15 protein-coding genes are annotated in these 19,234 nt (G+C 64.8%); 6 read left to right on the top strand and 9 right to left on the bottom strand.

The genetic code is table 11. The features are described 5' to 3' along the window. Positions 1-173: 173 nt before the first annotated feature. Together U0S50_RS01850 and U0S50_RS01845 are read left to right on the top strand one after the other, a co-directional pair. Positions 174-4,883: an NAD-glutamate dehydrogenase gene (locus tag U0S50_RS01850; RefSeq protein WP_416194939.1), complete on the top strand. Its 4,710-nt coding sequence runs from the start codon at positions 174-176 to the stop codon at positions 4,881-4,883. Positions 4,884-4,969: 86 nt separating this feature from the next. Further along, complete coding sequence (locus U0S50_RS01845) at positions 4,970-5,827, top strand: hypothetical protein (protein WP_322307042.1); 858 nt, start codon at positions 4,970-4,972, stop codon at positions 5,825-5,827. On the opposite strand, the gene U0S50_RS01840 is transcribed toward U0S50_RS01845, so the two are convergent. Then, positions 5,812-6,060 (bottom strand): ribbon-helix-helix domain-containing protein, encoded by a 249-nt coding sequence (locus tag U0S50_RS01840; protein WP_322307041.1) that lies wholly within the window; start codon positions 6,058-6,060, stop codon positions 5,812-5,814. The two genes, U0S50_RS01845 and U0S50_RS01840, sit on opposite strands and share 16 nt — an antisense overlap. Before the next feature lie 119 nt (positions 6,061-6,179). Between U0S50_RS01840 and U0S50_RS01835 the strand changes: the two genes are divergently transcribed. After that, positions 6,180-6,935, top strand: a complete 756-nt coding sequence (locus U0S50_RS01835; RefSeq protein ID WP_322307279.1) for a helix-turn-helix domain-containing protein — start codon at positions 6,180-6,182, stop codon at positions 6,933-6,935. Positions 6,936-6,942: 7 nt separating this feature from the next. Here the strand turns inward: U0S50_RS01835 and U0S50_RS01830 are convergent, their stop codons facing one another. The 8 genes from U0S50_RS01830 to U0S50_RS01795 form a co-directional block, all read right to left on the bottom strand. Continuing rightward, entirely contained in the window at positions 6,943-7,485 is a 543-nt protein-coding gene (locus U0S50_RS01830) for a DUF7010 family protein (RefSeq protein WP_322307040.1), read from the bottom strand. Positions 7,486-7,660: 175 nt separating this feature from the next. Continuing rightward, positions 7,661-8,383 (bottom strand): acetoacetyl-CoA reductase, encoded by a 723-nt coding sequence (phbB, locus tag U0S50_RS01825; RefSeq protein WP_322307039.1) that lies wholly within the window; start codon positions 8,381-8,383, stop codon positions 7,661-7,663. 112 nt (positions 8,384-8,495) lie between these two features. Next, the gene (locus U0S50_RS01820) at positions 8,496-10,013 is read right to left on the bottom strand and encodes a DUF1963 domain-containing protein (RefSeq protein ID WP_322307038.1); all 1,518 of its coding nucleotides are present in this window, start codon (positions 10,011-10,013) and stop codon (positions 8,496-8,498) included. 105 nt (positions 10,014-10,118) lie between these two features. Beyond that, a complete protein-coding gene (gene hemH, locus U0S50_RS01815) occupies positions 10,119-11,120 on the bottom strand; it encodes a ferrochelatase (protein ID WP_322307037.1) in 1,002 nt (333 codons plus the stop codon). Further along, a complete protein-coding gene (locus tag U0S50_RS01810) occupies positions 11,117-13,405 on the bottom strand; it encodes a xanthine dehydrogenase family protein molybdopterin-binding subunit (protein WP_322307036.1) in 2,289 nt (762 codons plus the stop codon). Before U0S50_RS01810 ends, hemH begins: the two co-directional genes overlap by 4 nt. A 47-nt stretch (positions 13,406-13,452) precedes the next feature. After that, positions 13,453-14,058, bottom strand: coding sequence for a hypothetical protein (locus U0S50_RS01805; protein WP_322307035.1), 606 nt, complete (start codon positions 14,056-14,058; stop codon positions 13,453-13,455). Next, complete coding sequence (locus tag U0S50_RS01800; protein WP_322307278.1) at positions 14,055-14,477, bottom strand: CoA-binding protein; 423 nt, start codon at positions 14,475-14,477, stop codon at positions 14,055-14,057. Before U0S50_RS01800 ends, U0S50_RS01805 begins: the two co-directional genes overlap by 4 nt. Beyond that, positions 14,477-15,463, bottom strand: a complete 987-nt coding sequence (locus U0S50_RS01795) for an Mrp/NBP35 family ATP-binding protein (protein WP_322307034.1) — start codon at positions 15,461-15,463, stop codon at positions 14,477-14,479. Before U0S50_RS01795 ends, U0S50_RS01800 begins: the two co-directional genes overlap by 1 nt. 169 nt (positions 15,464-15,632) lie before the next feature. Between U0S50_RS01795 and U0S50_RS01790 the strand changes: the two genes are divergently transcribed. From U0S50_RS01790 to U0S50_RS01780, 3 genes are read left to right on the top strand one after another with little or no spacing between them, the layout of a single operon-like run. Next, on the top strand, positions 15,633-16,724 hold the full coding sequence (locus U0S50_RS01790) for a protease modulator HflK (RefSeq protein WP_322307033.1): 1,092 nt from the start codon (positions 15,633-15,635) through the stop codon (positions 16,722-16,724). After that, positions 16,724-17,575: a protease modulator HflC gene (locus U0S50_RS01785; protein WP_322307032.1), complete on the top strand. Its 852-nt coding sequence runs from the start codon at positions 16,724-16,726 to the stop codon at positions 17,573-17,575. The genes U0S50_RS01790 and U0S50_RS01785 overlap by 1 nt, the downstream gene beginning before the upstream one ends. Positions 17,576-17,589: 14 nt before the next feature. Then, a complete protein-coding gene (locus U0S50_RS01780; RefSeq protein WP_322307031.1) occupies positions 17,590-19,209 on the top strand; it encodes a Do family serine endopeptidase in 1,620 nt (539 codons plus the stop codon). Positions 19,210-19,234 lie beyond the last annotated feature (25 nt).

Raw genomic sequence — 19,234 nt, 5'->3', positions numbered from 1 at the left:
CAGGCGTGGTCGCGGGCCTTTCTGTGCAACAGGCGAACGCGCGATTGAAATAATTTTGCGCAGGCGTGGTCGCGGGCCTTGAGCCGCGCGCGTGGGAGGCGCATAGGGAGCCGTAGCGAAAGGGTCCGCCGATCGTGGCAGATCCGCTTTTTTTGCTACGGATGTTGCACCTTATGTCTGATAATCAGTCCGACGCCCCCCGAGCGGACAATTCGACCACCGATTCCACCCCAGAAGTCCCCGCGAAAATCGCTGCTGCCTATATGGCGGCCTTTCGCGGCAGCGCGCTGCCCGGCGAGGGCGACGATATGGACAAGGCCGCGTTGACCGAGGCCGGCACCTTCGCCGCCCGTGCTTCGCTGAGCCGCAAGACCGGCAAGCCCTCCTTGCTGCTCGAGCCGCTTGCCGCCGACGGCACCGACCGGCGGATGCGGCTGGCGGTCGTCAACGACGACATGCCCTTTCTGGTCGATTCGGTGTCGCAGGTCGCTGGCGCGCAGGGGCTGGTCATTCACCGTATCCTGCACCCCGTCGTCACTGTCGAACGCGACGCCAAGGGCGCGTTGCAAAAGGTCGAGGCCGGCGAAACCCGGGAATCGGTAATCTATATGGAGCTGGAGCGCGGTGACGCCCGCGCCCGCCGCCGCCTGCTCGACGCGATCGAAGCGGCGCTGGCCGACGTACGGGCCGCCGTCACCGACTGGAAGGCGATGCGCGCCGCGATGCTGGCCGATGCTGCCATGCGCCTCGACGGAGAAGGTGCCGAATTGCTGCGCTGGTTCGAGGGCGGGGCAATGACCCAGCTTGGCCATGAATGGCGCGGCCGCGACGGACAGGTTCAGGACCCCTTGGGGGTCAGCGCCTCGGCGCCTGGCGAGTTGCTGTCCGATGCCGGGTTGGTCGCTGCCTTCGAATGGTTCGACAAGGGCGGCCGGTCGCCGCTGCTGATCAAGTCGAACCGTCTGTCGTCGGTGCACCGCCGCGTGCTGCTCGACCTTGTCGTCGTTCCCGAATATCAGGGCAAGAAGGTCGAGCGTCTGTCGATCCATTCGGGGCTTTGGACCAGTGCCGCGCTGTCGGCGCGTCCCGACAAGGTGCCGATGCTGCGGGCGCAGCTCGACGCGCTGATGGCCAAGTTCGGCTTCGACCCTGCGGGCCATGCGGGCAAGGCACTTGCCCATGCGTTGACGGCGTTGCCGCACGATCTGCTGATCGCCTTTGATCCTGAATCGCTGGAGGATCTGGTCCTCACCTCGATGTCGATCACCGACCGTCCGCGGCCGAAGATCGTCACGGTGCGCAGCGCCTTGGGACGACATTTGTTCGCCTTTGTCTGGCTGCCCCGCGACGAGGTCTCGACGGGCCGCCGGCTGTCGGTCGAGGCCATGCTGGTGCGCGAGGCGCGCGCCGGGGTCATCGGCTGGACAATGGTGCTGGAGGACGGAGGCGCGGCGCTGCTGCGCTTTACGCTCGACCTGCGCAGCGGTGGGGTCGTCCCCGATACGGCAGCGCTGAACGCCCAGCTCGAACAGATGATCCGGGGCTGGCAACCCGAGGTTGAAGCCGCGCTGGCGAAGCACAGCGACCCCGGCCGGGCTGCGGCGCTCGCGGCGCGCTTTGCGCCGTTGTTCCCCGCGAACTATCGCAATCTTTACGATCCCGAGGAGGCCGCTCGCGACATTCTGCGCCTGCGCGACCTTGATGCCGACACGCCGCGCAGCGTGCGACTGGCGCTGACCAGCCTCGATGGCGACGATCGCCTGCGGCTGAAAGTGTATAGCGCGGTGGGGCCGTTGGCATTGTCCGATGTCGTTCCGGCGTTGGAGCATTTCGGTTTCGAAGTGCTGGAGGAAATTCCGACCGCGCTGACCCGGGTCCGATCGCCGGATGGTGACGGTGAAGAAGAGGCGCCGACCTTCATTCACGACTTTACGCTGCGTTCGCCCGCGACGGTCGATGAAAAGATGCTGTTGCCGCATGTCGAGATGATCGAAGGGGCGATCGCGGCGGTGCTCGACGGGCGCGCCGAAAACGATGCCTTCAACGAACTGATGCTGGTTACGCAGACTGATCCCCAGGCGGTTGTCTGGCTGCGCGCCTGGTTCCGCTATATGCGTCAGGGCGGATCAAGCTATGGCATGGACACGGTGGTTGCGGCCCTGCGGCATGCGCCGCGGTTGACCGCTTCGATGATCGATCGTTTCCGCGCCTTGCATGAGCCAAAGGGGCATGACGCCGCGCGGGCGGCGGCACTGGAATCCGAAATCCAGAACGGTTTTGCCGATATCAAGTCGATCGACGATGACCGCATTCTGCGTCTCTACAATGCCGTTATCGGCGCGACGCTGCGGACCAACGCCTTTGCACCTGCGGCGGCCGAGGCGCTGGCGTTCAAGATCGATTCGAGCCAGGTGCCGGGTTTGCCCAAGCCGCTGCCGTGGCGCGAGGTCTTCGTTTACAGCCCGCGTGTCGAGGGTACCCATTTGCGGGCTGGCCCGGTTGCTCGCGGGGGGTTGCGCTGGTCCGACCGGCGTGACGATTTCCGCACCGAAATTCTTGGCCTCCTCAAGGCGCAGCGCGTGAAGAACGCCGTCATCGTGCCGACAGGGGCGAAGGGCGGTTTCTATCCCAAGGCGCTTCCCGATCCGGCACTCGACCGCGATGCGTGGTTCGCCGAAGGGACCGAATGTTATCGCATCTTCATCCGTTCGCTTTTGTCGATCACCGACAATCTGGTTGGCGGCAAGGTCGTGCATCCCCCGAGCGTGGTGATCCGCGACGGCGAAGACCCTTATTTCGTGGTCGCGGCCGACAAGGGTACCGCGACCTTCTCCGACGTCGCCAACGGCCTGGCGATGGAGCGCGACTTCTGGCTGGGCGACGCTTTCGCGAGCGGCGGGTCGAAGGGGTATGATCACAAGGCGATGGGAATCACCGCGCGCGGTGCCTGGGTCTCGGTCCAGCGGCATTTCGCCGAAATGGGCGTCGATGTGCAGACCGACCCGATCCGCGTCGTGGGTTGCGGCGACATGTCGGGCGATGTGTTCGGCAACGGCATGCTCTTGTCGAAGGCCATCAAGCTGATCGCTGCGTTCGACCATCGTCATATCTTCCTCGACCCTGATCCCGATCCGGCCAAGAGCTGGAACGAGCGCGACCGCATGTTCAAGCTGCCGCGGTCGAGCTGGGAAGATTATGACAAAAAGCTGATCTCGAAGGGCGGCGGCGTGTTCCCCCGCAGCCAAAAGAGCATTCCGCTGACCGAAGAGGTCAAGGCGGCGCTCGGCCTGACTGTCGACGAGATCGATCCGCTCAGCCTGATTTCGGCGATCCTGAAGGCGCCGGCCGACCTGTTGTGGTTCGGCGGTATCGGCACCTATATCAAGGCGGCGAGCCAGAATAACGCCGAGGTCGGCGATCCGGCGAACGACGCGCTGCGCGTCGATGCCGAAGACCTGCGCGTCAAGGCGATCGGCGAGGGGGCCAATCTGGGTGTCACCCAGGCCGCGCGCATCGCCTTTTCGGCCGCCGGTGGGCGGATCAATACCGACTTCATCGATAATAGCGCGGGCGTCGACTGCTCGGACAATGAGGTCAACATCAAGATCGCGCTCAACCGCGAGATGGCCGAAGGTCGCCTGTCGCAGGAAGATCGCGATGCGCTGCTCGTGCGCATGACCGACGATGTCGCGACGCTGGTGCTCGAGGACAATCGGCTTCAGGCGCTGGCGCTGTCGATTGCCGAACGGAACGGATCGGCGGCGGTGCCGTCGCTGGTGCGGATCATGGAAACCTTCGAGGCGACGGGGCGGCTCGACCGCAAGGTCGAAGGGCTGGCGGTCAACGACGACCTGCTGCGCCGCGCGCAGGAAGGGCGGGGTCTGACCCGGCCCGAACTCGCGGTTCTGATGGCGACGGCCAAGCTGGCGCTGCAGGATGCGATCGAGGCGAGCGAGCTGCCTGACGATCCCGCCCTGGCGGCCGATCTGGCGGCCGCCTTCCCGGCCGAGATGCAACGCGATTTCGCCCGCGCGATCGCCGATCACCAGCTACGCCGCGAAATCATCGCGACCAAGCTGGCGAACCGCATCGTCAACCGCATGGGAGTCATCTATCCGTTCGAACTGGTCGAAGAAGAGGGCTGTTCGCTCGGCGAGGTTGCGGCGGCCTTTGTCGCGGTCGAACGGCTACTCGACATGCGCGATCTGTGGAGCGCGCTCGACACCGCCAGGATCGACGAAGCGATCCGCCTGTCGCTGTTCGCGCAGGCCGCCACCGCCATGGCTTCGCAGATCGCCGATCTGCTGCGCGTCAGCCCGGCACTGACGCAGCCCGGCGCTACGGTCGCGCGGATCGAGCCCGGCGTCGACCGCCTGATGGTCAATGTCGACAATCTGCTCAGCGAATCGGTGCGGCGCCAGTGGGACATGCTGACCCAGCAGCTCCTCGATGCGGGCGCTCCGGAAGAACTGACTGCGGCGGTCGTCCGTCTGTTCAAGACCGACGGTGCAATCGGCATCGTCGATCTGGCGGAACGGCGAGGCGATGACGAAGTCGCCGTCACCAGTGCCTTCACCCACTTGGGCGAAGCATTGGGGCTCGACTGGGCGCAGTCGCTGGCCGCGCATATGAGCCCTACCGATCCGTGGGAGCGCTTGCTCGTCAACAGTCTGGCGCGCGATTTCCAGCAGATGCGCCTGGGCTTCCTTGCGCATCTCAAGGCTGGCGATCTCGACGCGGCGGTGACGCAGTGGCTCGCCGACAATGCGCCGCGCGTGGCGCAGTTCCGCGCGACCGTGGACCGTGCCCGCACGATTCCCAACCCCAATGGCGCGATGTTGTCGCACATTGCGGGCCAGGCGCGTGGATTGCTCGGGCGTTAAGATCGATCGATCAATGCTCCTTGCGAGCAGCGCCGCTTCGCAGCGCCGCTGCTCGCAAGGGCGGAAAAATGGAGAGGCGCTGCCGTATGCCCTATCAGCCTCGTGTCGCGATCCTGGTGCCGGCGGCGGGATATGAGGAAAGGTGGCAGCCCGCCTTTGCGCGCAAGGCTGTGGCATTGTCGGCAGCCGGGCTGGCGGTCGAACCGCGCGTCTGGAGCGATCCTGGCGACCTCGCCGGGATTGACCTGATCCTGCCGCTCTTCGCCTGGGGCTATCAGCGCGACGTGGCGGGCTGGTATGCGCTGCTCGACCGGCTGGAGGCCGACGGGCGGCCGGTCATCAATCCGGTGCCGGTGCTGCGCTGGAACAGTGACAAGGTATATCTTGCCGATCTTGCCGCGCGTCATGTCGCCGTGGTTCCGACCGTCGAGGTCGCGGCCCTCGACGACCAGTCCCTCGCCGACGCACGCGGCGCCCTTGGCGCTGACGAACTTGTGATCAAGCCAGCCATCTCGGGCGGGTCCGACGGGACGCATCGGTTGGCGTCGGGGGCGAAGATCCCAGCCGATGCGCTGGGCCAAAGGCGGCTGGTGCAGCCGATGATGCCGGGCGTGACGCGCGACGGCGAATATTCGCTCTTCTTTTTCGGCGGAGCGTTCAGCCATGCGGTGGTTAAACGGCCCGCAGCAGGCGATTTTCGCGTACAGGAACAGTTCGGCGGGCATGAAGTGGCTTGGGCCGCGACCGATGCCGCGCGCGATCTGGGTGCCCGTGCGGTGGCTGCTGCCCCGGCACCGCCGGTTTATGCCCGCGTCGATATGGTCGGCGATGCGGCGGGGACGCTCCACATCATGGAACTGGAACTGATCGAGCCCTCGCTGTTTCTGCACCATGCCCCCGACAAGGGTGCGGCCTTCGGGCGAGCGGTCTATTCGGCGCTCTGATCCGGCGCGCGGCGCTGCCACAGCCATTGCCGGATCGCCGAGGTCAGATTCGGCGGGTTGCTCGCCTCCATCCGTTCGACATCGATCCGCGCGACAAGGGCGTTGACGGGAAGACTCAGGCGCGCGGCTTCGATTTCCAGCGCATCCCAGAATATGGGCTCCAGGCTGATCGACGTTGGATGGCCGGCGATTGTGACGGATCGTTTGATCGGGGGGTGAAAGAGCTTCGCCATGACAGGAGTTTATCGCGGCTGCGCGGCGCGGGGTACGATTTATTTGGGGGTGACGGGCGTTGGCGCCTGACCCTATGCCGGGCGGGTCCGACCGACAAAGGAATGCTGCCAAGGTGACGATGGGGATCGAGGCCCTTACCGAAAAGGAAAAGGAAACGCTGCGCCTTCTGGTGAGCGGCTATGACGCCAAATCCATGGCCAGCCATCTGGGCCTGTCGGTTCACACCATCAATGAGCGACTGCGTGAGGCCCGGCGCAAGATGGCCGTGTCGAGCAGCCGTGAGGCCGCACGCCAGCTCCGCGCGGTTGAACGAACCGCCCCCGATTATCCTGTCCCCGCATTTTTGGGGGATGCCGCTACGACCGCCGCAGCGGAGGATCGTCCGGTACCTGCCAAGACAAACCGCATGTTGCGGACCCTCGGCTGGATATTCGGAGGTATCATTATGTCAGTCAGTCTTGCGCTTGTCGCCCTGTCTTCGCTTGGGGGAAATGCAAGCGCGCCCGCCCCGATACAATCAGCCCCAGCGTCCTCAGCCGCCGAAAGCGCGCCGGTCCGGGCAGCGCGCGAATGGTTGTCGCTCGTCGACAGGGGCGACTGGATGGCAAGCTGGAATGCCACGACCCAGTCGTTCAAGGAGCTCAACACGGTCGATATGTGGACGAAGGTGTCCGAAGAAGGGCGCGCGCCATTGGGGGCTGCTCGGTCGCGCGTGCTGATCAGCGAGCAGCATGTGCCCGCACCGCCCCATGGCTATTCGATGGTCAAGTTTCGGACTGACTATGCGAACAAGGCGGCGGCAATCGAGACGGTGTCGCTGGCGCGCGAAAGCAATCAGTGGCGGGTGGCCGGTGTGACGGTGGAATGGGAATAAGGAGCGCTCACCGTCGCGCCCGCCAACGGTGGAGGATCAGCATCGCCGCCAGCAGTTCGACGACGCCAACGGCGACCGCCACGTTCGGCGGGATGCCGATCCCGAACAGCGCGGCGAAGGCGGCCAGCAGGACCGCGGCGCCGAGCACCCAATAGGCGATCTCGCCATATATCGTCCGGAACAGGAAATAGCGCGCGCCGACGATCGCGGCGAAGACCGGGATGGCGAGGTCGGGCGCTCGGACGAGCAGCACCCATGCGATCAGCACGCCGACGAACAGCGGGATCGTCGCCTCGATCGCCAGCGTTTCGAGCGGCTTGCCGATGGTCGCTTTGGGTGCCCGGAATGCGGCACGCTCGATTAGGACGCCCAACGGATGGATCATCATGCCGCCGATGAATAGTGCGGCGAAGCCTGCCTTTGTACCGTGAAACTGCCACATCGTGCCCGCGATCAGCCAGACGAGGCCGGAGGCAAAGACGCCGGGCGCCCCCCCAGCATAGGCGCGGGAAAGGTCGCGCTGGGCTTCGGAGAGGGACGGGTTGGTCATGGTGACGATATAGCGGCCTTGATGCCCACGGCAACGCCGCCACCTGCCGTCAGACGGGTTCGGCGATCTTTTGGGATCGCCGCCCCGCTGACCGTTCCGATGGCTGCCGCTTTTCGGCACCGGCACCCAACATCGCCGTTCGCGGTGCGAACGCTTGGCTACCCGCCTGCCATCGTCAATACATATGCTGGCCGCCGTTGATCGACATCGTCGACCCGGTGACAAAGCCCGCATCTTCGCTGCACAGGAAAGCGACGCCGCGCGCGATTTCTTCGGCGTGACCCAGGCGGCCGACGGGAATCTTGGCGACGATCTTTTCCAGCACCGGCGCCGGGACCGCCGCGACCATGTCGGTGTCGATATAGCCCGGCGCGATCGCGTTGACCGTCACGCCCTTCTTGGCGCCTTCCTGCGCGAGCGCCTTGGTAAAGCCGTGGATGCCGGATTTTGCGGCGGCATAGTTGACCTGGCCATATTGGCCCGCCTGGCCGTTGATCGATCCGATGTTGACGATGCGGCCCCAGCCGCGCTCGACCATGCCGGGAAAGGTGGCCTTGGCCATGTTGAAGCAACCGCCCAGGTTGATGCGCATCACGTCGTTCCAGTCGTCGAAGCTCATCCGTGCAAGCGTCCCGTCGCGGGTGATGCCGGCATTGTTGACGACGATATCAATTGGGCCAATCTCTGCCGCGACCTGCGCGCAGCCGTCGAGGCACGCCTGATGATCGCCGACGTCCCATCGATAGGCCTTGATGCCGGTGCGTTCGGTGAACTGGCGCGCCTTTTCGTCATTGCCGGCATAGTTGGCGACGACGGTGACGCCCATTTCCTGAAGCTTCAGGGAAATGGCTTCCCCGATGCCGCGACTGCCGCCGGTAACGATTGCGATGCGTGCCATGAATCCGCTCTCCCACAGAGTTGAACCCTTTGATTAGGGTGCGCATCATGAGGCCGCAAGTTGACCGGAACGTCAATCGCAAAGCTATTCAGCAAGCGGTGTTGCGAGCGTTTCAGGCGTCGGAAAGAAGGCGCAGTTTCGAAAAGTCGCCCGCTGCCAGATCGGCTTTTCGCATCGCAATGCGATAGCGGCCCTTCGGCCCCGGACCGCGGCTCATCAAACGGCTTTCGGGCAAATCGATCAGCAACAGGTCGCGCTCGGGATCGAAGCCCGTGACCAGCCGCGAAGGCTGTCCACCGATCGTCGCGATCTCGCGCGCAGCCATCCCCTCCCACAGCGGCTCGAACAATGCCCGTGCCGGAGCGCTCAGATGGCCGGGGTGCGCGCACCACAGATGCTTGGCGCGATCGAACAGCAGGGCCAGATAATCCTCGATCCAGGGGTTCGCGCCCTGATGGTGGCGGGTCAATGGCAGCTCTATCCGTTCGCCGTTCGCGTTAGTGCTGGTCCAGCGGATCGCGTGCAGCGCCGACATCACCGCCGTTGCGTCGGTGGGTGAAAAGGCTGTTTGCCCGGAACTTTCTCGAACGATCGTGATGATATCCTGCGCCCGTTCGCGGGGCTCGGCATTGGGGTCGTCGTCGACGTCGGGCGGCGCGGCGGTCTGGCCTTCCAGAAGCACCACCATCGCCAGCATCATATCCCAGTCGAAAGGATGAAAGGCGGGGTCGGCGATATCATAACCGGTCGCGGCAAAGTCCGCGAGCGGGTCGGTGGCTGCCGCCTCGTTGCGCGGGTCAGGGCCATCTGCACGAACGGCAACAAGGTCGACGGGCCAGTGCGGAAAGGCGCGAATGGCAAAAGCCGCGGCGGCACCCGGGGGAGCTGACCACAATATCCCCGGCGGCCGCGCTGGTTCCCGGGCCGGACCGTCCTCTGACAGGTGCAGCGCATGGGCAGCGCCGCTGTCGGGGTTGGCGAAAATGGCAAGCCAGCCGCGACGGGGGCCCAGGCCTTCCCAGAGATCCGGCGGAAGATCGGCGCAGCCGATCTGGGCCAGGAAGTCGCCTTCGCGCCCGTCGATCAGCGGCCAGGCGGTACCGGGCGGAAGGTGTGGGCGGCCGCCCAGCCAGCTTGTGGTCAGTATCGCGTCGTGCGGCGGCACCTGCGGTACCAGGCAGACCGTCGGACCGTCGCCGTGGGGGATGGTGGCGGACCTAGCCCTTTCGGCGGCTTCGACGGCCATTGCGTCCAGGCGCTCCTCGACCACCGATTGGGCAGCCGGTTCCTGAAATGCGCCGTCGCCTGCCGGTGCTGGTGCTGATGACATCGGCGGGCGGGCGACGGCGGGCGGGGCGGCGGGCGAATGATATGGGATGGGTTCGGGTTCGTCGGCAGGACGCTTGCCGCTGATCCGCGCGAGGCGCGACGGCGCGATGTCGATGGCTTCGACGATCGGGCCGGACTTGCGGGAAAACCGGCTTTCGCCGGATGTGCGTGCGGACTTGGACGGCGTCGGCCCGGCAGGTTCGGCCCTTGGTCGCCGCCGCCACCAGATCCCGGCGCCGATCGCCAGAAACGCCAGGGTGAAAATGGCGAGCTGCAGCATGGCCCTTTCAAGATCGTCCACCGCGCTACCTCCGGAAACCAGGCCGGAATAACCCTCCGGCGCCCTATGGGCGCAGTTTAGTAAAAATGTCTAAACAGGAAGTAAGCGCACACGCATTTAGGCATATTATTCTTGGACCCAGCCTGCCAGTTCGCGGCGTGTTAGCGTTTCAAGAAGCGCCATCCCCGCCGCGCTGTCGTTCAGGCACGGAATATAGGCGAAATCGCGTCCGCCCGCCGCCTCGAACTGCTCCTTGCCGCGTATGGCCAGCTCTTCCAGCGTTTCGAGGCAGTCGGCCGAAAAGCCGGGGGCGAGGATGGCGATCTTGCGCCCCTCTTTTCCAAGTCGTTCGAGCATGGTGTCGGTCGCCGGTTCAAGCCATTTGGCGCGGCCAAAACGCGACTGGAATGCAACCTCGACCGGACGGCCGAGTGCTTCGGACAGCAGTCGTGCGCTTTTCAGGCATTGGCAATGATAGGGGTCGCCGAGCCGAAGCGTGCGTTCCGGCATGCCATGAAAGCTCGCGAGCAGCACATCGGGCACAAAGTCCAGCGTCGCCAGTCCCGCGGTGACCGATGCCGCGAGCGCGCCGATATAGGCGGGGTCGTCATGATAGGGCGGCAGGGTGCGCAGCGCCGGCTGCCAGCGCAGACGGGCGAGATGCGCGCCGACCGCATCGACCACCGTGGCGGTCGTCGCAGCACAATATTGCGGATAAAGCGGGGCGATCAGGATGCGGCGGCACCCCGCCTCGACCAGCGTATCGATCGCCGGCCCGATTGCCGGCTGGCCATAGCGCATGGCGTGCGCCACCGTCACCGCCGGCCCGATCGCGGCTTGCAGCGCATCGGCCTGGGCGCGGGTGATGGCGGCCAGCGGCGATCCGGCATCGGTCCACACCTGTGCATAGGCATGCGCCGATTTTCGGGGCCGGGTGGTCAGGATAATGCCGCGCAGGATTGGCTGCCATAGCAGGGGGGGAATTTCGACGACGCGGCGATCGGACAGAAATTCGCGCAAATAGCGGCGCACCGGTCCCGGTTCAGGGGCATCGGGGGTGCCCAGGTTGACGAGCAGCACGCCGACGCGCGCGGCCGGGACGGTGGAGTGATCAAAGGGACGGGTCATATGGGATGGGCCGACAGGGGGATGCGGCGGATACGGCGGCCGGTCGCGGCGAACATCGCATTGGCAATCGCGGGCGCGACAACCGGAACGCCGATTTCGCCAAGACCGCCTGGGTCGCGGTCGCTGTCGATGAATTCGACCAATATCTGCGGGCATTGCGACAGGCGCGGTAGCCCCAGCTGGTGCAGCTTGCGCGCAGTTGCGACCCCGTCTTCATAATCGGTCGTCGCGCCGACCGCGGCAGCGAGGCCGAAGATCAGCCCGCCCTCGATCTGCTGGCGTGCGATCGCCGGGTTCACCAGCCGCCCGGCATCGACCACCGCGACCAGTTGTTCGACCTGCAGCCCCTTGTCGCTTTGCCGTGCGGTGGCCATCAGCGCGATATGGCTGCCGCGCATCGCGTGGCACGCCAGCCCCTGCGCGGTTCCCGACAGGCCGCCTTCCCAGCCGCCTAGGCTGGTTGCGGTGAGCAGGCATCGGGCCATCAGTGGCGCATCGCTCAGCATCGCCATGCGATAGGATAATGCGTCCGATCCAGCGCGGGCCGCCATCTCGTCTATGAAACACTCAGTAAAAAAGGCGGTATAGCTGTCAGCATTACCGCGCCAGCGCCCGGTCGGCAGGCCGATGTCGGCGGGGCAATGGTCGAGAGCGAAATGCGGGATAGCATAGCCTGGATTGCCGCCCTCGACTGCAGCGGCGTCGGCCTGTCCGGCCGCTTCGCGCTGTGCGACATCTGCAGGGGTGCCCGCGAACAGCCGCTCGCGCACCTCATGATTGGTGGCCGGTACAGCGATGCGCGTGACGAGCGCGTCGATCCCACCCGCTGCATTCAGCGTCGCGGTCAGCCGCGCGCGAGCCGGCGCGCGCGGCGGCAGACGCATGATTTCCTCCGCCCGCGACCAGGCGAGCTGGACCGGCCGATTGATCTGCCGCGCGATGATCGCCGCCTGCACCGCGACGCTGTGGTCGAGGCAGGCGTCGAACGATCCGCCCGCCATCATCGGGAACAGCGTCACCGCCGCCTCCGGCAGGCCGACCGCGCGGGCCGCGGCCGCCCGGCACTGGGCGGGGGCCTGGGTTGCGACCCACAGCCGCAGTCCGTCGCCATCGGGGGCAGCGGTCGCTGTGCGCGTCTCGATCGGTGCGTGCAGTGCGGGCGCCACCAGATATTCGGCCGCGACGCGGGGGCGTCCTTCCATCGCGTCCGCGACATCGCCCCTTTTGGCGATGCGATAGGCGTCAGACTTCAACGCCGCTTTCAGCGCCTTGTCGATTCGATCGCTCGAAACCTGGGCGCCGGTGGTTTCAAAGGTCGGGGCCAGATGGTCGAGGGCGCGGTTCGCCGCCCACCAGTTGCGCGCGACGGCGGCGACCCAGCGGTCATGGGTGACGACATGGAGCAGGCCGGGCGCGGCCATACCCTGTTTCCGGTCGATGCTTTTCAGCCGCGTTGCGCCGAGCGGGCCTTGGCGGATCGCCGCATAGACAAGGCCTGGCAGGCGGATATCGCCCGCATAGTTGGCTGACCCGTCGACTTTCGCCGGCAGGTCGAGCCGGGTCAGCTCCTTGCCATAAAGCGGGTCAGGGCTGTTCGACCGGTAAATGGGTTCGGCGGGTGGGTCGAACGTCGCGGCTGCGGACGCGAGTTCGCCAAAGCGAATCTTTCGGGTTCCCAGTGTGACGAAGCCGTCCTGGGTGTCGCAATCCTGCCAGTCGGCATCCCAGCGTTTGGCCGCTGCCATCATCAACAGTGCGCGCACTTGCGCTGCGGCATCGCGGCACGGCCCTTCGAACATGCGCACCGATGAGCTGTTGGCGGTCAGCATCACTGCGTTACGGACCGCCCATTCGCGGCGTGCCCAGCCGCGCACGTCGGACAGAAAATCGGGAACCCCGCCGCGCGGGGTAAAGATTGCGCTATCTTCGTTGACGATCAGCGTGTTGGTATAAAGGGGGCTGATCGGCGCGGTTTCGACGGCGATGGTGCGCCAGTCGGCACCCAGCTCGTCGGCCATGATCTGCGGCAGCAGCGTCGTCACTCCCTGGCCCATTTCGCACTGGGGAACGATCGCGCTGATATGGCCGTCGTCGCCGATCTTCAGAAAGGCGTTGAAGATGTGCTCGTCGGGCGCCGCCGTCAGATTGGAGGTATAGGCGCGGGGCCACAGACTCCACGCGATGGCGAGGCCCCCCGCTGTGGTTGCACCAACCAGTATCGACCGGCGGTTAACGCGGCGCGCGCGCTTGCCATTGTCCGTTATCTTGTCCCGAATGCCGGTCATCGCTGACGCTGATAATCGGCCGGTCGGGGCGAGGCAAAGCCTTTCGTTTACCAGCCCCAGGGAGCGGGCGGTGGGGCAACGGGTTTGTCATAGTCAAAGGCGACACGGAAATGGCGCCCTTCGCGCCGCATTTCATAAGCAAAGTCGGTGGCGTTCGTCTCGACCGCCCACTCATTGGTTACAGATGCGGTCAAGCCGTTCTTGCCGAACATCGCGATTGATTCGGCGTCAACCGGAAAGCTCTGACGTGTGGGGGTTCCCGCATCGGCGGTGTCGCCGCCGTAATAGGTCACGGTGTCGGCCTCGCCATCGGCGTGGCGATGGTCGTGCTTCAGGCGCAGGCCAGTGGGCGTGCGGCTGATGATCCAGGTGCGCGAACGATCCCAATTGCCGTCGGGGCCAAGGCCCGCGATGTGAAAGGGGATTTCGATGCGATCGGAGGTGCAGCTGCGGATGTGCATTACCATCGCCTTGTCCTGCATGGCAGCGTCCGCCTGCTGGTCGCTGACGAGGCGCCCGGCATAAGCCTTGCCGCAGCGTGCCGTCAGGTCGGCGAAAAAGGCATCTTGGGGATTGCTGGCCGGTGGGGCGGACGTTGCCGCGCAACCTGGCAGCATGCAAAGCGCGGCGAGAAGGGCGGCGGCGCGCTTCACCGCAGCAGTCCCAGCCGCGGAATCTCGATCTTGGGGCAGCGATCCATCACAACGGTCAGCCCGGCTTTTTCGGCGCGGGCTGCTGCGGCTTCGTTGACGACGCCCTTTTGCATCCATACGGCTTTGGCGCCGTGGACGATGGCTTCATCGACCGCCGCGGCGGCATCATCACTGTTCCGAAAAATATCGACCATCTCGGCCGGCGGTTCGACATCGGCGAGTGTCGCGACGACCGGCGCGCCGTGGATTGTCTTGCCCGCATGCCCAGGGTTGACAGCAATCACGTCATGCCCCTGCGCCATCAGAAAAGCGAGGACGCCGTTCGACGGGCGATCGGGATTGGGCGACGCGCCGATTACCGCGATGCGCCGTGGCTGGCCCATCAGGACACGAATTTCACCTTCGTCGTTGATCGCCATCATTTGCCCTTTCGTGCCTCGAGCCAGTCGGCGACTTTCGCCGCTATGGCGTGGAACGGTTCGCCGTGCGGGTCGGTTCCGGCCGCGGGTGGAACGCCTCCGTCGCTGGCGAGGCGGATGCCCATCGCAAGCGGAACGCGGCCCAGGAAGTCGAGCCGCATCTCGGCTGCTGCCGCCTCTGCGCCGCCACTGCCGAAAGGATCGCTGACCTCGCCGCAATGAGGGCAGGCATAGCCCGCCATATTCTCGACCAGTCCGATGATCGGGACGCTCGCCTGTTCGAAGAAATTGATCGCGCGCGTCGCATCCATCAACGCGAGATCCTGCGGTGTCGACACGATCACCGCGCCCGCCGGCTTGTGGCGCTGGATCATCGTCAGCTGGACGTCGCCGGTGCCGGGGGGCAGATCGATGACCAGCGTGTCGATGTCGCCCCAACTTGCGTCGATGAGCTGTTCGAGCGCCTTGCCCGCCATAGGGCCGCGCCAGGCGATGGCTTGCCCGGGAGCAGCGATCTGCCCGGTCGACAGCATCGGGACGCCATAAGCGTTGGGCACCGGGACCAGTTTCGAGCCGCGCGCTTCGGGCTTTACGCCCTCGCTGTCGACAAGACGCGGCAGCGATGGGCCATAGATATCGGCATCGACCAGGCCGACGCGCACGCCGCGTCGCTGCAAGGCGACCGCCAGATTGGTTGCGAGGGTCGATTTTCCGACCCCGCCCTTGCCGCTGCCGACCGCGATGATCGTCATAGCGCGCCTTTCGGCGGTCATCGCCACGCGGACTTCCTTGACGCCTGGTTCGGCGAGCAGCCCCGCACGCAGGCGATCCTCGATCGGCTGGCGTGCGTCTGCGGGGATACCGGTTACGTCGAGCACCACAGCGAGCGTGCCGGTATCGTCGAGCATGCGAAGGCCCGATGCGCGTCCGTCGGTCAGGGCGGCGGCGGTTTCGGAAAGGCGGTCAATGTCGGCTTTTTGGGTCATGTCCCGCGCAGATAGGCATGATGCAGGCGATTGCCAGCCATTTTCGCGCGCCCCCCCTGTTAATCGCGCGCGCCGCGCCTATAAATGCAGCATGAGTAACGACAATGACGTCAGCATGGGACGCCGTACTCCTCGCGGGTTGCGGCATTTTTTCCATCAAATCAGCCAGATGGCGAACAGCCCCTGGGGCAATGGTCCCAAGGATGGGGACGGGGGCAATGGCGGCGACAAACGCCCCGGCCCGCGCAACCCCTGGGTGACGCCCGACCCGGTCGACATCAATCGCGGGCGCAAGCCGCGCGGCCCTTCGGCGCTCGACGAGTTGCTGCGCAAGGGGCGCGGTGGCTTTGGCGGCGGCGGGTCGGGTGGCGGCGGTGGTGGCCAGATGAACCTGCCCGAATCGGCCCGACTGTGGAAATGGGGCGTCGGCGCCCTTGTGGTCGGCTGGCTCCTCTTTTCTTCGTTCCATATTGTGCCGCCCGAAAAGGAAGGCGTCGTCACCCGTCTCGGCAGCTACAGCCGCACGGTTGAGCCAGGCGTGAAGCTCACGTGGCCGGCGCCGATCGAACAGATGCGGATGGAGGACGTGCGCGCCATCCGTACCATGCCGATCGGGTCGCCCAATGCGACCGATGAGAATTTCGTGTTGACCCGCGATCAGAGCATTGTCGATCTTGCTTATGAGGTTCGCTGGTCGGTGCGCGAGCCGCAGTTGTTCTTTTTCCAGCTTGCCGATCCCGAAGGCACGATCCGCGAGGTTGCGGAAAGCGCGATGCGCGCGACGGTCGCCAACTTCGACCTTGTCCAGGCGATCGGCCCCGGCCGTGTCGAGATCGAGGCGCAGGTGCAGCAGCGCATGCAGGCGCTGCTCGACCAGTATCGCGCCGGGGTGGCGATTCAGGGGATCGCGATCCGCCAGGCCGACCCGCCGAGCCAGGTCGACGAAGCCTTCAAGGAAGTCACCGCGGCACGCCAGGAACGCGAGTCGGCGATCAATCTGGCGCGCGCCTATGAACAACAGGTTCTGGAGCGCGCCCGCGGCGACACCGCCGCGTTCGACATGATTTACGAGCAGTACAAGCTGGCACCGGGCGTGACCCGCCAGCGCCTTTATTACGAGACGATGGAGAATGTGTTGTCGAACGTCGACAAGACGATTGTCGAACCGCGCGGCGTGACGACCTATTTGCCGCTCAATGAATTGCAGCGCCGCGCTGCCCCGCTTGCGGAACCCGAAGTCGCGACGAAGGGAGGACAGTGATGTTGCAATCGCTTTTCAACAACCCGATCCGTCTTCTGGTTGCTGCCGTCGCGGCGCTGGTCGTCCTGACGTCGACGCTGGCCATCGTGCCGGAAGACAAGCAGGCGCTGATCCTGCGCTTCGGTGAAATCCGCGGCACGGTGAACCGCTACAAGGCGAACGAAGATTTCGGCCGCTCGGGTGCCGGTCTCGTCATGCGCGTGCCTTTTTTCGATAATATCCAATATATCGACAAGCGCATTCTGGGCATCAATATGGAGCGCCAGCAGGTGCTGTCGACCGACCAGCAGCGGTTGCAGGTCGATGCCTTTGCTCGTTTCCGGATTACAAATCCGGTGCGCATGTACACCGCGATCCGTACCGAGGAACGGTTGCAGCAACAGCTGGCGACCATCCTCGGCTCGTCGCTGCGCAATGAACTGGGCAAGCGGACCTTTGCGACATTGCTGTCGCCCGAACGCGGCGCGGTGATGGACAATATCCAGGTCGCGCTGAACCGCGAGGCGCAGAAATATGGGGCGGAGATCATCGACGTCCGGATCAAGCGCGCGGACCTTCCCGAAGGGGCCACGCTGGTTGCAGCCTATAACCGCATGCGTTCTGCCCGCCAGCAGGAAGCGACGGCGATCCGCGCCGAGGGGCAAAAGGAAGCGCAGATCATCCGCGGTAACGCCGATGGCGAAGCGGCGCGCATTTATGCTGCCAGCTTTGGCAAGGATCCTGAATTCTATGATTTCTACCGCGCGATGCAGAGCTATCGCCAGACCTTCCTGGGCGAGAATAACCAGGGTGGAACGTCGATCATTCTGTCGCCGGACAATGAATATCTGCGGCGTTTTCGCGGAAATTAGTCGGGAATCGGGGCATGAACGGAACCTATCGGAGCCGTTCATGTTCAAATGGCGTTCAGCCGCCGGGTCGCAGACAGCGACACGCCGGGACCGTGGATTTTCGTAAGAGAAAAGGAATTGCGATCGTGCGTTATGTATATGGCATTACTTCGGCGCTGCTGGTGGGCGGAACGGCGCTGGCGCTTGTAACCCAGTCGCCCGTCGGCGCACAGGTCGCGCAGAATGAGCGCAGCGAGATCGCCAAGGTCGTCCCACGCTCCGGCGCGCCCGAAAGCTTCGCCGACCTCGTCGAGCAGCTTCAGCCTGCGGTGGTCAACATCTCGACCAAGCAGGACGTGGCAGTCGGCATTCGGCTCAATCGCTTTGAAGGGACACGCGAACCGATCACTCGGGAGCAGCAAGGCGGGGGGTCGGGCTTCCTGATTTCCGCCGATGGCTATATCGTCACCAACAATCATGTGATCACCGACCAGAACAAGCGGGAGGTCAAGGAGGTCACGGTGACGCTGACCAATCAAAAGGAATATAAGGCGACGATTGTCGGTCGCGACGATGCTTCCGATCTCGCGCTCCTCAAGATTAATGCGAGCGGTTTGCCGTTCGTGAAATTCGCCGACAGCAGCACTGCGCGCGTCGGCGACTGGGTGGTAGCAATCGGCAACCCATTGGGCCTCGGTTCGACGGTTACGGCGGGTATCATTTCTGCCGTTCGACGGAGTATCAACACGGATGATCCAAATATAAACCCTGCCTATGACCGCTATATCCAGACCGATACCGCCATCAATCGCGGGAACTCGGGCGGCCCGCTGTTCGACCTTCAAGGCAATGTCGTCGGCATCAACAACATGCTGATCTCGCCTGTCGGTGCGAATATTGGCGTCAATTTCGCAATCCCTTCCGATGCCGCCATTCCGGTGATCAACGCCTTGCGTGCTGGCGAGCGCGTCGAGCGCGGTTTCCTCGGCATCGGCATTGCGCCCGTCGACGAAGATCTGGCAGCGGCCCTTGGCCTACCTAAGAATCGGGGTGCGTTCGTTCAGCGTGTCGAGCCTGATGGCGCGGCGGCCAAGGCCGGACTGAAGCGCGGCGACGTCGTGACCAAAATCAATGGGAAGGACGTCACGCCGCAGCAGACGCTGTCTTATATCGTCGCCAACATCAAGCCGGGCACACGCGTTCCGATCGATCTGGTGCGCGATGGTAGAGCCATGACTGTGCAGGCCGTTGTCGGCACGCGTCTGCCGGAAAATGATTCGGCCGGATCGAACTTCGACCCCGAAGATGAGCAGGCTATGCCCGATGATCCGTCGGGGGCGGCCGACAAGATGATTCAGGAAGCGGTTGGTTTGGCGGTTCAGGCTCTGACCACTGACATTGCTCGCGCCGTTGGTGTCGATATCGATACCAAGGGACTGGTCATCGCTGCTGTTTCGGGCAGCAGTGACGCTGGTCGCAAAGGACTGCGCCGCGGTGACGTTATCCTGAGCGTCAACCGTACGCCGGTTACGACCCCTGAAGCGATGGCCAAGGCGGTTTCCGATGCGAAGAAGACGGGTCGCGATGCGGTGCTGCTGGAAGTGCTCCGTCGTGGCGGTCCGTCGGCTTTCCTTGCGGTGCGCGTGAAGAGCTGACTGTCCCCCATCTCAACGGATGAGC

This window comes from Sphingopyxis sp. (genome assembly GCF_034380315.1).
Taxonomy (GTDB): domain Bacteria; phylum Pseudomonadota; class Alphaproteobacteria; order Sphingomonadales; family Sphingomonadaceae; genus Sphingopyxis.
The sequence above is the reverse complement of the archived record's forward strand: the minus strand, read 5'-3'. Positions and strand labels throughout refer to the sequence as shown.